9 protein-coding genes and 2 pseudogenes are annotated in these 13,991 nt (G+C 64.3%); 7 read left to right on the forward strand and 4 right to left on the reverse strand.

Going from position 1 to position 13,991, the window contains the following annotated elements; all coding sequences use genetic code 11:
* Positions 1-4 precede the first annotated feature (4 nt).
* Positions 5-2,026: an acyltransferase family protein gene (locus LPB142_RS16255; RefSeq protein ID WP_071167015.1), complete on the forward strand. Its 2,022-nt coding sequence runs from the start codon at positions 5-7 to the stop codon at positions 2,024-2,026.
* 11 nt (positions 2,027-2,037) lie between these two features.
* Positions 2,038-2,784, forward strand: a complete 747-nt coding sequence (locus LPB142_RS16260; protein WP_071167301.1) for a glycosyltransferase family 2 protein — start codon at positions 2,038-2,040, stop codon at positions 2,782-2,784.
* A 47-nt stretch (positions 2,785-2,831) separates the two neighbouring features.
* Here the strand turns inward: LPB142_RS16260 and LPB142_RS16265 are convergent, their stop codons facing one another.
* Positions 2,832-4,016, reverse strand: a complete 1,185-nt coding sequence (locus LPB142_RS16265) for a glycosyltransferase family 4 protein (RefSeq protein WP_083392723.1) — start codon at positions 4,014-4,016, stop codon at positions 2,832-2,834.
* A gap of 344 nt (positions 4,017-4,360) precedes the next feature.
* Here LPB142_RS16265 and gmd point away from each other — a divergent pair, with 344 nt between their 5' ends.
* The 3 genes from gmd to LPB142_RS16280 all read left to right on the forward strand — a co-directional run bounded on the left by gmd (position 4,361) and on the right by LPB142_RS16280 (position 7,401).
* Entirely contained in the window at positions 4,361-5,482 is a 1,122-nt protein-coding gene (gmd, locus tag LPB142_RS16270; RefSeq protein WP_071167017.1) for a GDP-mannose 4,6-dehydratase, read from the forward strand.
* A 12-nt stretch (positions 5,483-5,494) separates the two neighbouring features.
* A complete protein-coding gene (gene fcl, locus LPB142_RS16275) occupies positions 5,495-6,490 on the forward strand; it encodes a GDP-L-fucose synthase (protein WP_071167018.1) in 996 nt (331 codons plus the stop codon).
* A gap of 209 nt (positions 6,491-6,699) precedes the next feature.
* Positions 6,700-7,401: a response regulator gene (locus LPB142_RS16280; RefSeq protein WP_198037850.1), complete on the forward strand. Its 702-nt coding sequence runs from the start codon at positions 6,700-6,702 to the stop codon at positions 7,399-7,401.
* Between the two features lie 24 nt (positions 7,402-7,425).
* Here LPB142_RS16280 and LPB142_RS16285 read toward each other — a convergent pair whose 3' ends face one another.
* The 3 genes and pseudogenes from LPB142_RS16285 to LPB142_RS16295 all read right to left on the reverse strand — a co-directional run bounded on the left by LPB142_RS16285 (position 7,426) and on the right by LPB142_RS16295 (position 11,793).
* A complete protein-coding gene (locus LPB142_RS16285) occupies positions 7,426-9,918 on the reverse strand; it encodes a hybrid sensor histidine kinase/response regulator (protein ID WP_071167019.1) in 2,493 nt (830 codons plus the stop codon).
* Positions 9,919-9,974: 56 nt separating this feature from the next.
* Positions 9,975-10,388 (reverse strand): molybdopterin-dependent oxidoreductase, encoded by a 414-nt coding sequence (locus LPB142_RS16290; protein ID WP_083392726.1) that lies wholly within the window; start codon positions 10,386-10,388, stop codon positions 9,975-9,977.
* Positions 10,389-10,564: 176 nt separating this feature from the next.
* Positions 10,565-11,793: pseudogene (locus tag LPB142_RS16295) on the reverse strand (IS3 family transposase).
* 365 nt (positions 11,794-12,158) lie between these two features.
* Between LPB142_RS16295 and LPB142_RS16310 the strand changes: the two are divergent.
* Positions 12,159-13,246, forward strand: a protein-coding gene (locus LPB142_RS16310; RefSeq protein WP_156894409.1) for an IS3 family transposase whose coding sequence is annotated in 2 segments (ribosomal slippage) — positions 12,159-12,414 and positions 12,414-13,246 — 1,089 coding nt in all. Because the reading frame shifts where the segments join, the coding sequence is not laid out codon by codon here.
* A 47-nt stretch (positions 13,247-13,293) separates the two neighbouring features.
* A pseudogene (locus LPB142_RS16315) lies at positions 13,294-13,938 on the forward strand (recombinase family protein); the annotation flags it as partial.
* Positions 13,939-13,991: the final 53 nt, after the last annotated feature.

Genomic DNA, 13,991 nt, shown 5'->3' on the forward strand with positions numbered 1-13,991 from the left:
TTCCATGCGCTACCGCCCCGAAATCGACGGGCTGAGAACCCTCGCCGTGATGCCGGTGATCCTGTTTCACGCCGGACTGCCGGGGTTCGGCGGCGGCTTTGTGGGCGTGGATGTGTTCTTTGTCATCTCGGGCTTCCTGATCACGCGCATTCTGGCCGATGACATCGACGCCGGGCGCTACTCGCTGTTGGAGTTTTACGAACGCCGCGCCCGGCGCATCCTGCCCGCGCTATTTCTGGTCATGGCGCTCAGCTTTGCCGCCGCCTGGTTCCTGATGCTGCCGCGGCCGTTTCTGGATTTCGCCCGCAGCCAGCTGGCTGTGGCGGTGTTTGCCTCAAACATCGAATTCTGGCGCCAGACCGGCTATTTCGAGACGCTGACCGTGACCAAGCCGCTGTTGCATACCTGGAGCCTTGCGGTTGAGGAGCAGTTCTACATCGCCTTTCCGCTGGTTCTATGGGCCCTGCGCGGGATGCGCCCGGGGGTGCGCTGGCTGATCCTGCTGGCGCTGGCGGTGCTGAGCCTTGCGCTCGCGCAGCGCCTGTCGGCCAGCGATCCCGATGCGGCCTTTTACCTGCCGTTCGGCCGGGCGTGGGAATTGCTGGCAGGCGCGCTGCTGGCGCTGGCGCCGGGGGGGCGGCCTGGCGTGTCGCGCGGGGTGGCGCAGGCGCTGTCGGCGCTGGGGCTGGGGGCCATCGTGTTGGCAATCACGCTGTTCAGCCATGACACGCCCACGCCTTCGGTCTGGACGGCGCTGCCGGTGCTGGGGGCGGTGCTGGTCATTGGCTTTGCCGACGGGCAGACCCTTGTCGGGCGGCTGCTGTCAACGCGGATCATGGTGGGCATCGGGCTGATCAGCTATTCGGCCTATCTGTTTCACCAGCCGCTGCAGGCCTTTGCGCGGGTTCATGCGCTGGATGATCCGGGGCCGTCCGTGCTGGCCGCGGTGGGGCTGCTTGCGCTGCCGCTGGGCTGGCTAAGCTGGCGCTTCGTCGAACAGCCCTTTCGCAACCGGCACGGGGCGATCACGCCGGCTCGGCTGTGGCTGGTCTGTGGGGTGGGAACGGCGCTGCTTCTGGGGCTGGGGTTCTGGGGCCATGTCACCCGCGGCTGGCCCGACCGCCTGCCGCCCGAAGTGGTGGCCGCCGCTCGTGCCGCAACCGAACGCGACGATCAGGTGGCGGCCTGCCGGTTCACCGAAGACGATACGCCCACGCAGCCGGTGGACCGCTGCCTTGATCCCGGTCGGCCGCTGGTCGCCCTGATCGGCGACAGTCATGCGATGATGTATGCCCCCGCCCTGCGCGCGGCGCTGGCCGCACAGGGTGCCGGGCTCTATCAGATCAGCCGCAACGGGTGTCTGCCGCTGCCGGGTTTTGCGGTGCCCGATACGCGCAACGGCGCGGGGTCCTGTGATCGCCATGTGCGCGCGGTCTGGACCCAGCTTGGAACGCTGGACCCGGATGTGGTGGTGGTTTCGGCGCGCTGGACCATGGCCCTGCAGGGGATCGGCTTTGACAATGGCGCGGGCGGAGTGATTGCCGATGACGGCCACCACCACGTTGACCTGCGCGACCCGGGCCGCCCGCTTGATGACCCCTACCGCATAGCCGAGGTTGCCGCCGCCATGGGCGATCAGCTGCGCCAGCTGCTGAAACGGCATCGCGTCGTGCTGATCTACCCCACGCCCGAAGCGGGATGGGATGTGCCCCTGCGCGCGGGCAAGCTGCTGCTGCGCGGCGGGCAGATCGACAGAATGACCACCACCGCCGACAGGGCGCGACAGCGCAATGCGGCGGTCACCGCGGTATTCGATGCAATCGAAAGCCCGCGGCTTTACCGCGTGCGTCCCATCGACCTGCTGTGCGACACGCCGCTGCGCGGCCGCTGCCGCACCATGCAGGACGGCGGCGCGCTGTATGTCGATGACAACCACCTTTCACAGGCCGGGGCTGCAGTTGTGCTGCCCGAAATCCTGCGCCAGATCGCCCTTGCGACCGGGCGCCCGGCCGACAGTCTGCAATGAAAGGGCAGAGCTTGAAAATTTCTATCGTCACAGCGGTTTACAACCGCGAACGCACCATAGGTCAGGCCATCGACAGCGTCGCGCGGCAAACCCACCCCGACCTCGAACATCTGATCATCGACGGCGCATCAACCGATGGCACGCTGGCCGCGGTCAGCCGCCATGGCCATGCGCGGATGCGGGTGCACTCTGGCCCCGACAACGGGATTTATGATGCGCTGAACAAGGGCATGGCGCTGGCGGCTGGCGAGGTGCTGGGGCTGGTGCATTCGGATGACTTTCTGGCCCATGACCGGGTGCTGGCGCAGGTGGCCCGGGCCTTTGCCGATCCGGCAGTGGATGCGGTCTATGGCGATCTGGATTATGTGGCGGCCCATGATCCGGGGCGCATCGTGCGGCACTGGAAATCCGGCGGCTATCACCGCGGCAAGCTGAGCTGGGGCTGGATGCCGCCGCATCCGGCGCTGTTCCTGCGCCGCCGCGTGATCGAACGGCACGGGGTCTATGACACGTCTTACCGCATCGCGGCCGATTACGAGGCCATCCTGCGCTGGTTCGGGCACGGGGCAATACGGCCCTGCTATATCCCCGAAGTGCTGGTCAAGATGCGGGTGGGGGGCGAAAGCAACCGGTCGCTGTCGCGCGTGCTGCGCAAGAGCCGCGAAGACTATCGCGCGCTGCGCGCGAATGGCATCGGCGGGGCGGGTGCGCTGATCGCCAAGAACCTGACGAAACTGCCGCAGTTCCTGCGGCGCTAGGCGGCTGACGCGCAGACCCGGGCTCCGGCCCCGGGCGCGCTGCCGGTTCAGATGCCGCGTTCGGCTGCGCCGCCGTGCTGCAGGCTGGCCGGGCCGCTGCCAGCCCGGCTCGGCGTGCCCAGACCCGCCAGCCGCGGCCGCCGCCGGGCCAGCACCACCAGCAGCCGGTAGCAGGCAAAGAACACCGCGCCGCTGATCAGCACGGCCAGCGCCGCCGCCCCGGGCCGATGCGCCAGCCAGACCCCGGCCAGCATCGGCACCACCGCGACAGGCGCCACCACCACCGTCACCAGCGGGTTCGACAGCGCCCAGCGATGACGGCCCAGAAACAGGATTTCCAGCGTGCGTTTCACCAGCTGGTGAAAATGCAGCCGGTCCGGCAGATCGGTGGGCCGACCGTTGCTGCGGCGGCGATAGATCGCAAGCAGCGTATCCGCCAGCGGCCAGAACATGATCAGAACCAGTGCCCAGGGCGAAACTCCGGGTTCGCGCTGCACCAGCAACACCGCCAGCCAGGCCAGCACAAAGCCGATCAGATAGGCCCCCGCATCGCCCAGAAAGATCCGCCCGTGCGGATAATTCAGCGCCAGAAAGCCCAAGATCACCGCGGCCAGCGCGGCGGCGATTGCCGCAATATCCTGCTGGCCATGCGCGGCCGACAGCAGCGCCAGCCCGGTGGCACCGATGATTGCCAGCGTGCCGGCCAGCCCGTTCATCCCGTCAACCAGATTCACCGCATTGCACATCCCCGCCACGGCAAAAGTGGTGAACACCAGCGCGACCGGCATCAGCCGCAGCAGCGTATCCACCACCGGCACATCAACACGGTGGATCATCGCGCCGGTCAGGTGCATGGCCATGATCGCCGAGAGGGCCGCAGCCATCAGACGCAGCGTCGGGCGCAACTCGCGCCCCATGTCTTCCAGCAGCCCAGCAACCATGACCGGCACCGCGGCCAGCAGAACCTGCGCCATCAGTCCCACCGCGCTGCCCGACATGAACCCGACTGCCAGCTCCAGCCCGATAAAGATCGCCACCCCTCCAATGCGCGGCGTCGGCCGCTTGTGCGAAGCCTGAACCGCCAGCAGATCAGATGCGCGCGATGTCAGCCCGACATGTTTCTGCGCCGTGCGCACCAGCAGCAGGCAAATGGCAAAACTGACAGCCCCGGCACTCAGAAAAGCCCAGACCGGCTGCCCGTGCAGGGTTAAAATGCCAGCCGAAATAGTCATGTCAAAATCTCCGCCCCGATGACTGCCGGATCCGCCGCCGGCGATCGGCGAGCGGCTTCCGCACCACCATGCTCAAAGCACGGCCAGACTGTCGAAAGCGCATCGGATTGCGGCGGCTATCGCCCGAGCGTTGGGGCTGTCGAATGTCCGGCGCGGTATCGAACGCCCTTTTGCCTTGGGTCACGGGCCAGTGATACGAAGTCTGCGCGACACTGCCGGTTCTCTTGGGTCGGCGCGCGGCGCATCGCCGGGTAATGGCAGGCATCTATCCTTGCATCGCGCCATCGTTCGCCTGGCCCGGTCAGTGCACGAACCCTATGCGGCAGACAACAGGACAGGCGAAGATGAAGAAGGCGCTCATCACGGGCATCACGGGACAAGACGGTTCCTATCTTGCTGAATTCCTCTTGGAAAAGGGCTATGAGGTTCACGGCATCAAGCGCCGCGCCTCGCTGTTCAACACCCAGCGGGTAGACCACATCTATCAGGATCCGCATATCGACAATGCCCGCTTCAAGCTGCATTACGGGGATCTGAGCGACACCTCGAACCTGACGCGCATCCTGCGCGAGGTCGAGCCGGACGAGGTTTATAACCTCGGCGCGCAAAGCCATGTCGCGGTCAGCTTCGAAGCCCCCGAATATACCGCAGATGTCGATGGCATGGGCACCCTGCGTCTTCTGGAGGCGATCCGCTTCCTCGGGCTGGAACAGAAGACCCGCTTCTACCAGGCGTCCACCTCGGAACTGTACGGCCTTGTGCAGGAAATCCCGCAGAAGGAAACCACGCCCTTCCACCCGCGTTCGCCCTATGCGGTGGCCAAGATGTATGCCTACTGGATCACGGTGAACTACCGCGAGGCCTATGGCATGTATGCCTGCAACGGCATCCTGTTCAACCACGAGTCCCCGCGCCGCGGCGAGACCTTCGTGACCCGCAAGATCACCCGCGGCCTGTCGAACATCGCCCAGGGGCTGGAAAAGTGCCTCTACATGGGCAACATCGACTCGCTGCGCGACTGGGGCCACGCCAAGGACTATGTGCGCATGCAGTGGATGATGCTGCAGCAGGACGTGGCCGACGATTTCGTCATCGCCACCGGCGTGCAATATTCGGTGCGTGAATTCATCAGCTGGACGGCCGCGGAACTGGGCATCACGCTGGAATTCACCGGCACCGGCGTGGACGAGATCGCTACGGTCACCGCCGTCACCGGCGACAAGGCCCCGGCGGTCAAGGTCGGGGATGTGCTGATGCGCATCGACCCGCGCTATTTCCGCCCCGCCGAGGTGGAAACCCTGCTGGGCGATCCGACCAAGGCCAAGGAAAAGCTGGGCTGGGTGCCGGAAATCACCGCGCAGGAAATGTGCGCCGAAATGGTGGCCTGTGACCTGAAGGATGCGCAGCGCCATGCCGTGCTGAAAAAGCATGGCTTCGACCTGCCCGTCTCGCTGGAAAACGGCTGAAGGAGAGCGGCAATGCGCAAGATCTATGTTGCCGGTCATCGTGGCATGGTGGGCGGTGCGATCCTGCGCCGCCTGCAGGCCCGCAAGGATGCGGGCGAAGCCCTGACCCTGATCACCCGCACCCATGCCGAGCTGGATCTGACCAGCCAGGCGGCGGTGCGGGATTTCATGCAGGCCGAAAAGCCCGATGTGGTCATTCTGGCCGCCGCCAAGGTGGGGGGCATCCACGCCAACAACACCTATCCGGCCGACTTCATCTATGAAAACCTGATGATCGAATGCAACGTGATCCATCAGGCCTTCGCCGCCGGGGTCACGCGGCTTCTGCAGCTCGGGTCAAGCTGCATCTATCCCAAGGCCGTGCCGCAGCCGATGCGCGAGGATGCGCTGCTGACCGGCACGCTGGAAGCCACCAACGAGCCCTATGCCGTGGCCAAGATCGCCGGCATCAAGCTGTGCGAAAGCTACAACCGCCAGCATGGCACCGATTACCGGTCTGTCATGCCGACCAACCTTTACGGGCCGGGCGACAATTTCCACCCCACCAACAGCCATGTGCTGCCCGCGCTGATCCGCCGCTTCCACGAGGCGGCGCAATCGGGTGCCGAGGTGGTGACGATCTGGGGCAGCGGCACGCCGATGCGCGAATTCCTGCATGTCGATGACATGGCCGAGGCCTCGCTCTTCGTGCTCGACCTGCCGAAGGATGTCTACGAGGCCAATACCGAACCGATGCTGAGCCATATCAACGTCGGCACCGGCACCGATCTGTCGATCCTCGACATCGCGCGGATGGTGGCCGAGGTGACCGGCTTCAAGGGCCGCATCGAAACCGATCCGACCAAGCCCGACGGCACCATGCGCAAGCTGATGGATGTCTCGCGTCTGGCCAACATGGGCTGGCGCGCGAAGATCGGCCTGAAAGAGGGGCTGGCCGGCACCTATGACTGGTTCAAGGCCGAGCAGGGCGACATCCGCGGCCAAGCCGCAGCGATTCGGCCGGTCTAACGCCGGTTCCGGCCATTTCTGCACTGCCGCAGCCATCCAAAAGATAGCAGGTAGTTAAACTTATGACACCGGCGCCAATAGATTGGGCGCTTTACACTTACGCAGCTGCAGCATAAATTGTCGGTGAAATAACTTTACCTAGTAAAGCGCGGGCAATGCCCGCCGCAGTGGCGACGTCAAAGCAGGCATCCTGTTCCAAGAAAGACCAAATGACTTCGCAGGCCATAGACTTCACCCTGTCGCAGCAGACATCTGGCCTGAGTGTTTCTGGCACCATCAAGCGGCTCAGGGTCCTTGTTGCCGATGACCACAATCTTGTGCGTGACGCGCTGGCAGAGGTGATCCAGACGACGCAGCAATTCGAGGTGGCAGTGGCAAATTCGCTGGGTGCGACCCATGAGGCTATCAGCAAGTCCGGCCCATTTGACATCGTGCTGCTGGATCTGAACATGCCCGACATGAAGGGCGTGCCGTCAGTCGAAATGACGGTAAGAATGCCCGGCGCCGGTGCGGTGGTGCTTTTTTCGGGCAATGCGCCGCGCGATGTGGTGCTGCAGGCGCTGGCCAAGGGTGCGCGGGGGTTCATCCCCAAGAACATGCGCCTTGCCGCGCTGCCGAACGCGCTGAATCTGGTGGCCTCGGGCGAGGTGTATCTGCCTGCCTCGATGCTGGGCACACCGCCTGATGCAGGGCAACCGGGTGTGATCGAGGGCTGCGTCGCGCAACTGTCAGACCGCGAGACCGAGGTGCTGCGGCTGGTGGTTGCGGGTCTGCCCAACAAGGAAATTGCTCGGCGCACAGATTCCAGCGAAGTGCGGGTCAAGATGCACATGCGGATGATCTGCAAGAAGCTGGCGGTGGCCAACCGCACCAGCGCCGCGATGAAGGCCCGCGAACTGGGCCTGTGTTAAATCGCCGGGCGGCGGCCCGCCCGGTCAGTCGGTGCCCGGCGGCGCGTCGCTGTTCGTCAGATCGCATTTGGTATGTTGCCAGTACCACGGCAGGGCCGCGATTTCGGTCCGGGCGGCTGCAGGATTGCCGGTCTTGAAATGAGTTTCGATCAGGGCAAGCCGCGTGGCCAGCCGGTCTGCCCCGAACAGCCTTGCCGATCCGGTAAGGCGATGGACAAGCGCACAGGTCTGGTCGTTGGTATCGGGTTCGTCGGCCAGCTCTGCGATCCGGGCCAGCAGGTCTTCGGCTTCGGCGATAAAGGCCGGGCGTCGGCGGGCGATGATGGCATCGGCCAGGCTCTGGCCCGCATCGTCGTCCACCGCAACAGCGGCAGGGCAGACGCGGTGCAAGATATCGTTCAACTTGGTCATCGAGATCGGCTTGATCAGCACATCGGCCATGCCCGCGGCGCGAAAGCGCTGCTGTTCGTCTGGCATGGCATGGGCGGTCAGCGCGATGATCGGCGTTGCAACGTTCGGGCCGGGCTGGTCGCGCAGCGCCGCGGTCGCCTGCAACCCGTCCATATTGGGCATCGAAATATCCATCAGGATCAGGTCATAGCGCCGCTGCGCCGCAGCAATCAGACCCTGCGCGCCGTCTTCGGCCTCGGTCACACGATGGCCCAGACGGGTTAGCATTTCGCCCAGCACAAGGCGATTGTTGGCATTGTCTTCGATCATCAGCACATCCAGCGTGCTTGTCTGGCTGGCCTGCGACGGGCGCCCCGGTCTGGGCGGCTGATCCTGCACCGGGTCCAGCAGCGGCAGGGCAAGGCTGAACCGGAAGGTTGACCCCTGCCCCGGCTGGCTTTCGGCGGTCAAAGTGCCGCCAAGCTGCGCCACCACGCGCCGCGCTATGCCAAGGCCCAGCCCGGTTCCGCCCTGCGGCCGGACATAGCTAGTGTCCAGCGTCACGAAATCATCGAAGATGCGCCGCAGATCCTGCGGCGCGATGCCGATGCCGGTATCTTGCACGCTGAATTCGGTTGGCCCATCGGGGCCCAGATGGCGGATATTGAGCGTGATGGTGCCGTTTCGGGTGAACTTCACCGCATTGCCGACAAGATTAAGCAAGACCTGTTTCAGCAGCCGCGTATCCGAAAACACGGTGCAGCGCGCCGCGTCGGGCAGACAAAGCACCATACACGACCCCTGCTGCGCCGCAGTGGCGACCTGATTGTCGATCACGTCATGGGCCAGTGCGGCAAGGTTGACCGGCTCGGAAACGGTGGGCACCTGCCGGTTGTCATGGCGCGAAACCTCCAGCACGTCGTTCACATGCTGCAACAGCACATTGCCCGCGCTTTCCAGAATATGCACATAGTCGCGCTGCTTGCGCGTCAGCCGGGTCAGCGCCAGCAATTCGGTGGTGCCCAGCAGCCCGTTCAGCGGTGTGCGGATTTCGTGGCTCATCACCGCCAGCAGCTCTGCCTTGGCGCGTTCGCCGGCAAGCGCCCTGTCGCGGGCCCTGAGCAGGTTTTCCTCGGCCGCAACTTCGGCCGTCAGGTCGCGTAGAAACGCCACCAGCAGCCGCGGCCCCGGCCGGTTTGCTGCCGTAATCGACAGTTCAACCGGAAAGATCGTGCCCTTCCGGCTCAGCGCCAAAAGCCGCTGTCGGCGGGTTTCCTCGCCGGGATCGTGACTGGCAACCTCGTCAATGATGCGGCACAGGGCAGACCGCTGGTCTTCGGGCAGTAGCAGGTCCGGCGCGTTGGCGCCAATCGCCCGCTCGGCCGATAGGCCGAACATCTGTTCGGCCCGCGTATTGAAGCTGGTGATGCGGTGGCGACCATCCATGGTGACCACCGCATCCTGCGCGGTGGCCACGATGGCGGCCATATGGGCCGCAGAGGCCTCGATCTCGATCCGGCGGGTGCGGTTCACCGCATCCATGCGCAACAGCACGGCAACCATTGCCAGCAAGGTCATCATCGAAACAACGGTCAGGGCCGCCACCAGCGTCAGCGTCTGTTCAACCTGTTCGCGGGCCGTGGCGGTGGTTTGGGCTAAGGTTGACAGCCCGGACAGCGCCATGGCCCGCACACTGGGGCGCAAAGCAAGGACCTGCTGTTGCAGATCGGGCAAGGCGGCAGCCAAGGCGGCATCGTCGTCGTCAATGTCGCGCACGGCGGCGAAGAGAAACAGCTTTATCTTCTGAAAGTTATCCAAAAAACTTTCGTTGATCGAAAGTTCAGTGTGCAGGTCGCTGGTGCTGATCGTCAAGATTCTGCTGTAAAAGATGTCAAACCTGCGCCGCACCTCGGCATAGGCGGCGTGCTGGCCCGGAATGTCGTAATGCGCCTCGTGGATGGCGACATCCAGCGCCAGAAGTTCGACCTCGGCCTGGCTCAGCGTCCAGTGGCCGGAATCGCGGTTTGCCGTTGCGCCATCGGCAATACGCTGGGCAACGTTCAGCGTCAGCAACGCAATGCCGCTGATGCAGACCAAAAGCCCGCTGAAGATCGCCGCGCGCACCATACGGGCCAGCGCCCGGTGATTTGTTCGGGCTGTGTGGCCCATAGGAAAGACTGCGCTCAGGGCCGCACCTCAAGCCGGTTCATCTGCCAGATCGACCGGGTATAGGTCACCTCAGACCGGTAATCGGGGTTCTGGTCAAACGGGTAGATCACCCAGAGCGGGCCACGGCTGCGCACCGGCATGGGTAGCCCGTCGATGGCATAAGCAATGATCGCGCCATCAGGCACCGCTTCCGAGACCGGAATTTCGACCGAGTAATCGTTCAGTGCTTGGGCAACCAGAACGCCGTCTGACAGGCCCAGAAAATCAGTCAGCGCCGCCAGCCGAACGCCCGTGAATTCGTGGGGGCCATCGGTCCAGGGGGTTGTCGTGGTCAGGCGGGTGGCGTCGATCGCCGCGAGCCGCCCGCTGTCAAGAAGCAAGATGCCATCCGCAAAGCGGCTATCATCCAGCCCGGTGATGGTAAGCATCGGCTCTGTCGCCAAGGCAGGCAGAGGGGTTTCGGCAAGAGCGTCGTTTGCGAATGACGCAATAAACGCAAGCCCAGTAATGACCACTTTCAGCAATTTCTGTACCGGGGCACGGTTATGAGACAGCGCGTTGCGCTGGTCATGCCGCCATTTTGAACCCTTTGGCGGCGTCGGTTTCAAGGGCCTTCTGTTCGGCCCTGATCTGATCGGGCGTTTTGTAGCCGTGCCGTTCCCGCATCGGGCGTTTTGTAGCCGTGCCGTTCCCGCAGCCATGATGCGTTGTATCGCGCGGCGAAGGCGGCCAAAGCATGCCTGAGCTCTTCGACGGTCACAAAATGGCGGACCCAGAGCAGTTGCTCCTTGAGGGTGCGTATGGCCCGTTCGGCCACCCCATTGCCCTCGGGCTGGCGCACGAAAGCTGGTGAACTGGTGATCCCGAAGCATTTGATCTCGCTCTGGAAGTCTTCTGACATGTAGTTCGATCCGTGGTCGTGCCGCAGGATCAGGCCGAGGGCCGTATCCGGCCCGATACAGCCGAAGTGCCGGGTGACGCCCTGACGGATCGGTTCCAGCGCCTCCCACCGGCTGGCACTTGAAGACGCATGGGTGCCGACGAACTCGCCCGAGCAATGATCCACCGCGATGAACACGTAGGCCCGTCCCTCCCCGATGGTGACCGTCTGGGTCATGTCCGTGCCCCAGACCTGATCGACCCGCTCAGTGACGATCGTCCCGTCATGGGGATGCGCATCCCGCTGGACGGGTCGCTGAGGTGCCAGAAGGTCGTTCTCCTTCATGACCCGCCGCACCCGACGGGGGGCGGTACAGACGCCCAGATGCCGAAGCCGCGCCCATATCTTCCGGTAGCCTTCCCCGGAAAACGGCGAGGCTTCGATGATGGCCTCGATATGCTCCAGAAGCGCGCTGTCGCTGCAGGCCCCCTCCGGACCACGACGACGTGGCGGCCGCGCCTCATTGGCGGCATTGCCCGTAACACGATGCCGGTACACCGTCGCCCGGGGGACCCCCCAGATGTTGCAGACACGCGTCGTCCCGTAGCGCCGGTGCGTGGAGATCGAGTGCGCCTGGCTCATGTCCTCGACCTCCGCCGGGCCAAAGGGCGGCCGCCCTCCAGCTTGTCGATCTTCGCGTACAGCAACTCGTTGGCCATGGTGATCTCGCCCACCTTGGCCTGCAGCCGCGCAATCTCGTCGTCACGCTCATCGCGCTCGCGTTCCTTCAGCGCACTCTCGGCCGCCATGAGCACCCGGTCGCGCCATTCGGACAGCCGGTGAACCGGAACGTTCAGGTCCCGCGACACCGCCTCCAAGCTCTCACCCCGCATGAGCCGCTGAACCGCCACGAGTTTGCGCTTCGCCGAAAGGCGCCTGGCAGGACCGGCCACGGCCCCGCCGTCGCCAGCGTGATGGGCGCGCGCCGACGGGGCCGTGGCCTCCGTCGCACCTGAGGTGTCGTCGATCTTCTTGTCCATGCTCTACTCCCCTTTCCTGAGAGAAATAGCGCTCCGAACTGTCTCAAGAAACCGTGCACCAGCCCACTTTCAGCAATTTCTGACCTCCGGAACTAATCAGGCGGAACATCGTGCGCGGCTATTGGATTGGCAATATCTCGTGCGATAGTCTTGCAGCTATCTTTGGAGAGTTCGGGCCGATCAGCCGCCGGTCGTTCGCTGCGTGGTAATCCCCCCCCCCGAAAGTAAGGGGCTGCATAAGTAGAATTTTCTCGGCAAGATGAACGAGGAGATTCCGAATGAAGACAAGCAGATACACTGAGGCGCAGATCCTTGCGATCCTGCGTCAGGCCGAAGGCGGGATGCCGGTGGCCGAGCTGTGCCGCGAGCATGGCATGAGCAGCGCGTCGTTCTACAAGTGGCGGGCGAAGTATGGCGGTATGGACGCGTCGCTGATCAGCCAGATGAAGGCCATGGAGGACGAGAACCGGCGGCTGAAGCGGATGTTTGCGGATCTCAGCATGCAGGCCGATCTGCTCAAGGAGGCTCTCGGAAAAAAATGACGCGGCCATCTCAACGCCGAGAGATGGCCGCGAAAGCGGTGGCGCGACACGGGGTCAGCATTGCGCTGGCCTGCCGGGCCTTCGGGGTCAGCGAGACCTGTTATCGCTACAGCCCGAAGCTGAAGGACGAGAACGAAGAGATCGCCGACCTTCTGGTCGGGTTGACCGATGCCCGCAAAACCTGGGGCTTTGGCCTGTGTTTCTTGCATCTGCGCAACGTGAAGGGTCATCCCTGGAACCACAAACGCGTCTACCGCATCTATTGCGCGCTGGAGCTGAACCTGCGGATCAAGCCCCGCAAGCGCCTCAAGCGGGAGAAGCCCGAGGCTCTGGCCGTGCCGGACGCGCCGAACATGACCTGGTCGATGGACTTCATGGCTGATCGCCTCGGAGACGGCCGCCAGTTCCGGCTGTTGAACGTGCTCGACGATTTCAATCGCGAGGGGCTGGGCATTGAGGTCGACTTTTCATTGCCCGCCGAGCGGGTCATCCGGAGCCTCGACAGGATCATCGAATGGCGCGGCAAGCCCGGCACCATCAGAGTCGACAACGGCCCCGAACACATCAGTGGCAAGCTGCTGATCTGGGCCGAGAAACGGGGCATCACGATCCAGCACATCCAACCCGGGCAGCCCCAGCAGAACGCCTACATCGAGCGCTACAACCGCACCGTCCGGCATGAATGGCTCGACCAATACATCATCGAAACCATCGAGGAGGCCCAAGACTTCGCCACGCAATGGCTCTGGACTTATAACAACGACCGCCCGAACATGGGCATCGGCGGCATCACACCCGCCCAGAAACTGAAGATGGCCGCGTGAATTCTACGGATGCACCCCGCTAAGAATGGGGGGATTACCAGACCCCCCTGCCCCAGTCGCAGGCCCTGAAATCCGCTGGCTGCGCCGAGATCCATGAAGAGCAGGCTCCGGGCGGAAACCGTACCCGGCCTGTGCTGGCGCGCGTGCTGGAGCGGATCGGCAAGGGCGATACGCTGGTCGTCGTGCGCATCGACCGGCTGGCGCGGTCGCTGTCGCATCTCCTCGAGGTGATCGAGCGACTGGAGGCGAAGGGCGCTTTCTTCCGTTCGCTCATGGACCCGATCGACACGTCCTCCCCTCAGGGCAAGTTCACCCTGCAGGTCTTGGGCGCCGCCGCAGAGTTCGAGCGCGCCCTGATCCGAGAACGCACCAAGGCCGGGCTGGCCAGCGCAAGAACCAAAGGCAGGGTTGGCGGCAATCCGGGTCTGCGCGCCCGTGATCCGGCGGCGCTGCGAAAGGTGCGCCTGGCGCGGCAGGACGGCTACATGGAGCGCCTGAACGAGACGGCGCAGGATTGGGTTCCCCATGTCCGCCGCCTGCGCCCCGATATGCCCTGGGAGGACGTGCTCCGCATCGTCAACGGCCCCCTTCCCCGCGAGCGCCAATGGACGCAAAGCCGGCTTGTCAACGGCGGAGTAAAATTGGGCCACGGGGCGGCGCAAAATTGGGCCACTTTGGGTTTGCGCGAGACGCGGCTGATGGGCGGCGGCCAGTCAGCCGCGCTCTCCATATAGCTTGCGGGTGA

This window comes from Rhodobacter xanthinilyticus, from assembly GCF_001856665.1.
In the GTDB taxonomy this organism is placed as follows: domain Bacteria; phylum Pseudomonadota; class Alphaproteobacteria; order Rhodobacterales; family Rhodobacteraceae; genus Rhodobacter; species Rhodobacter xanthinilyticus.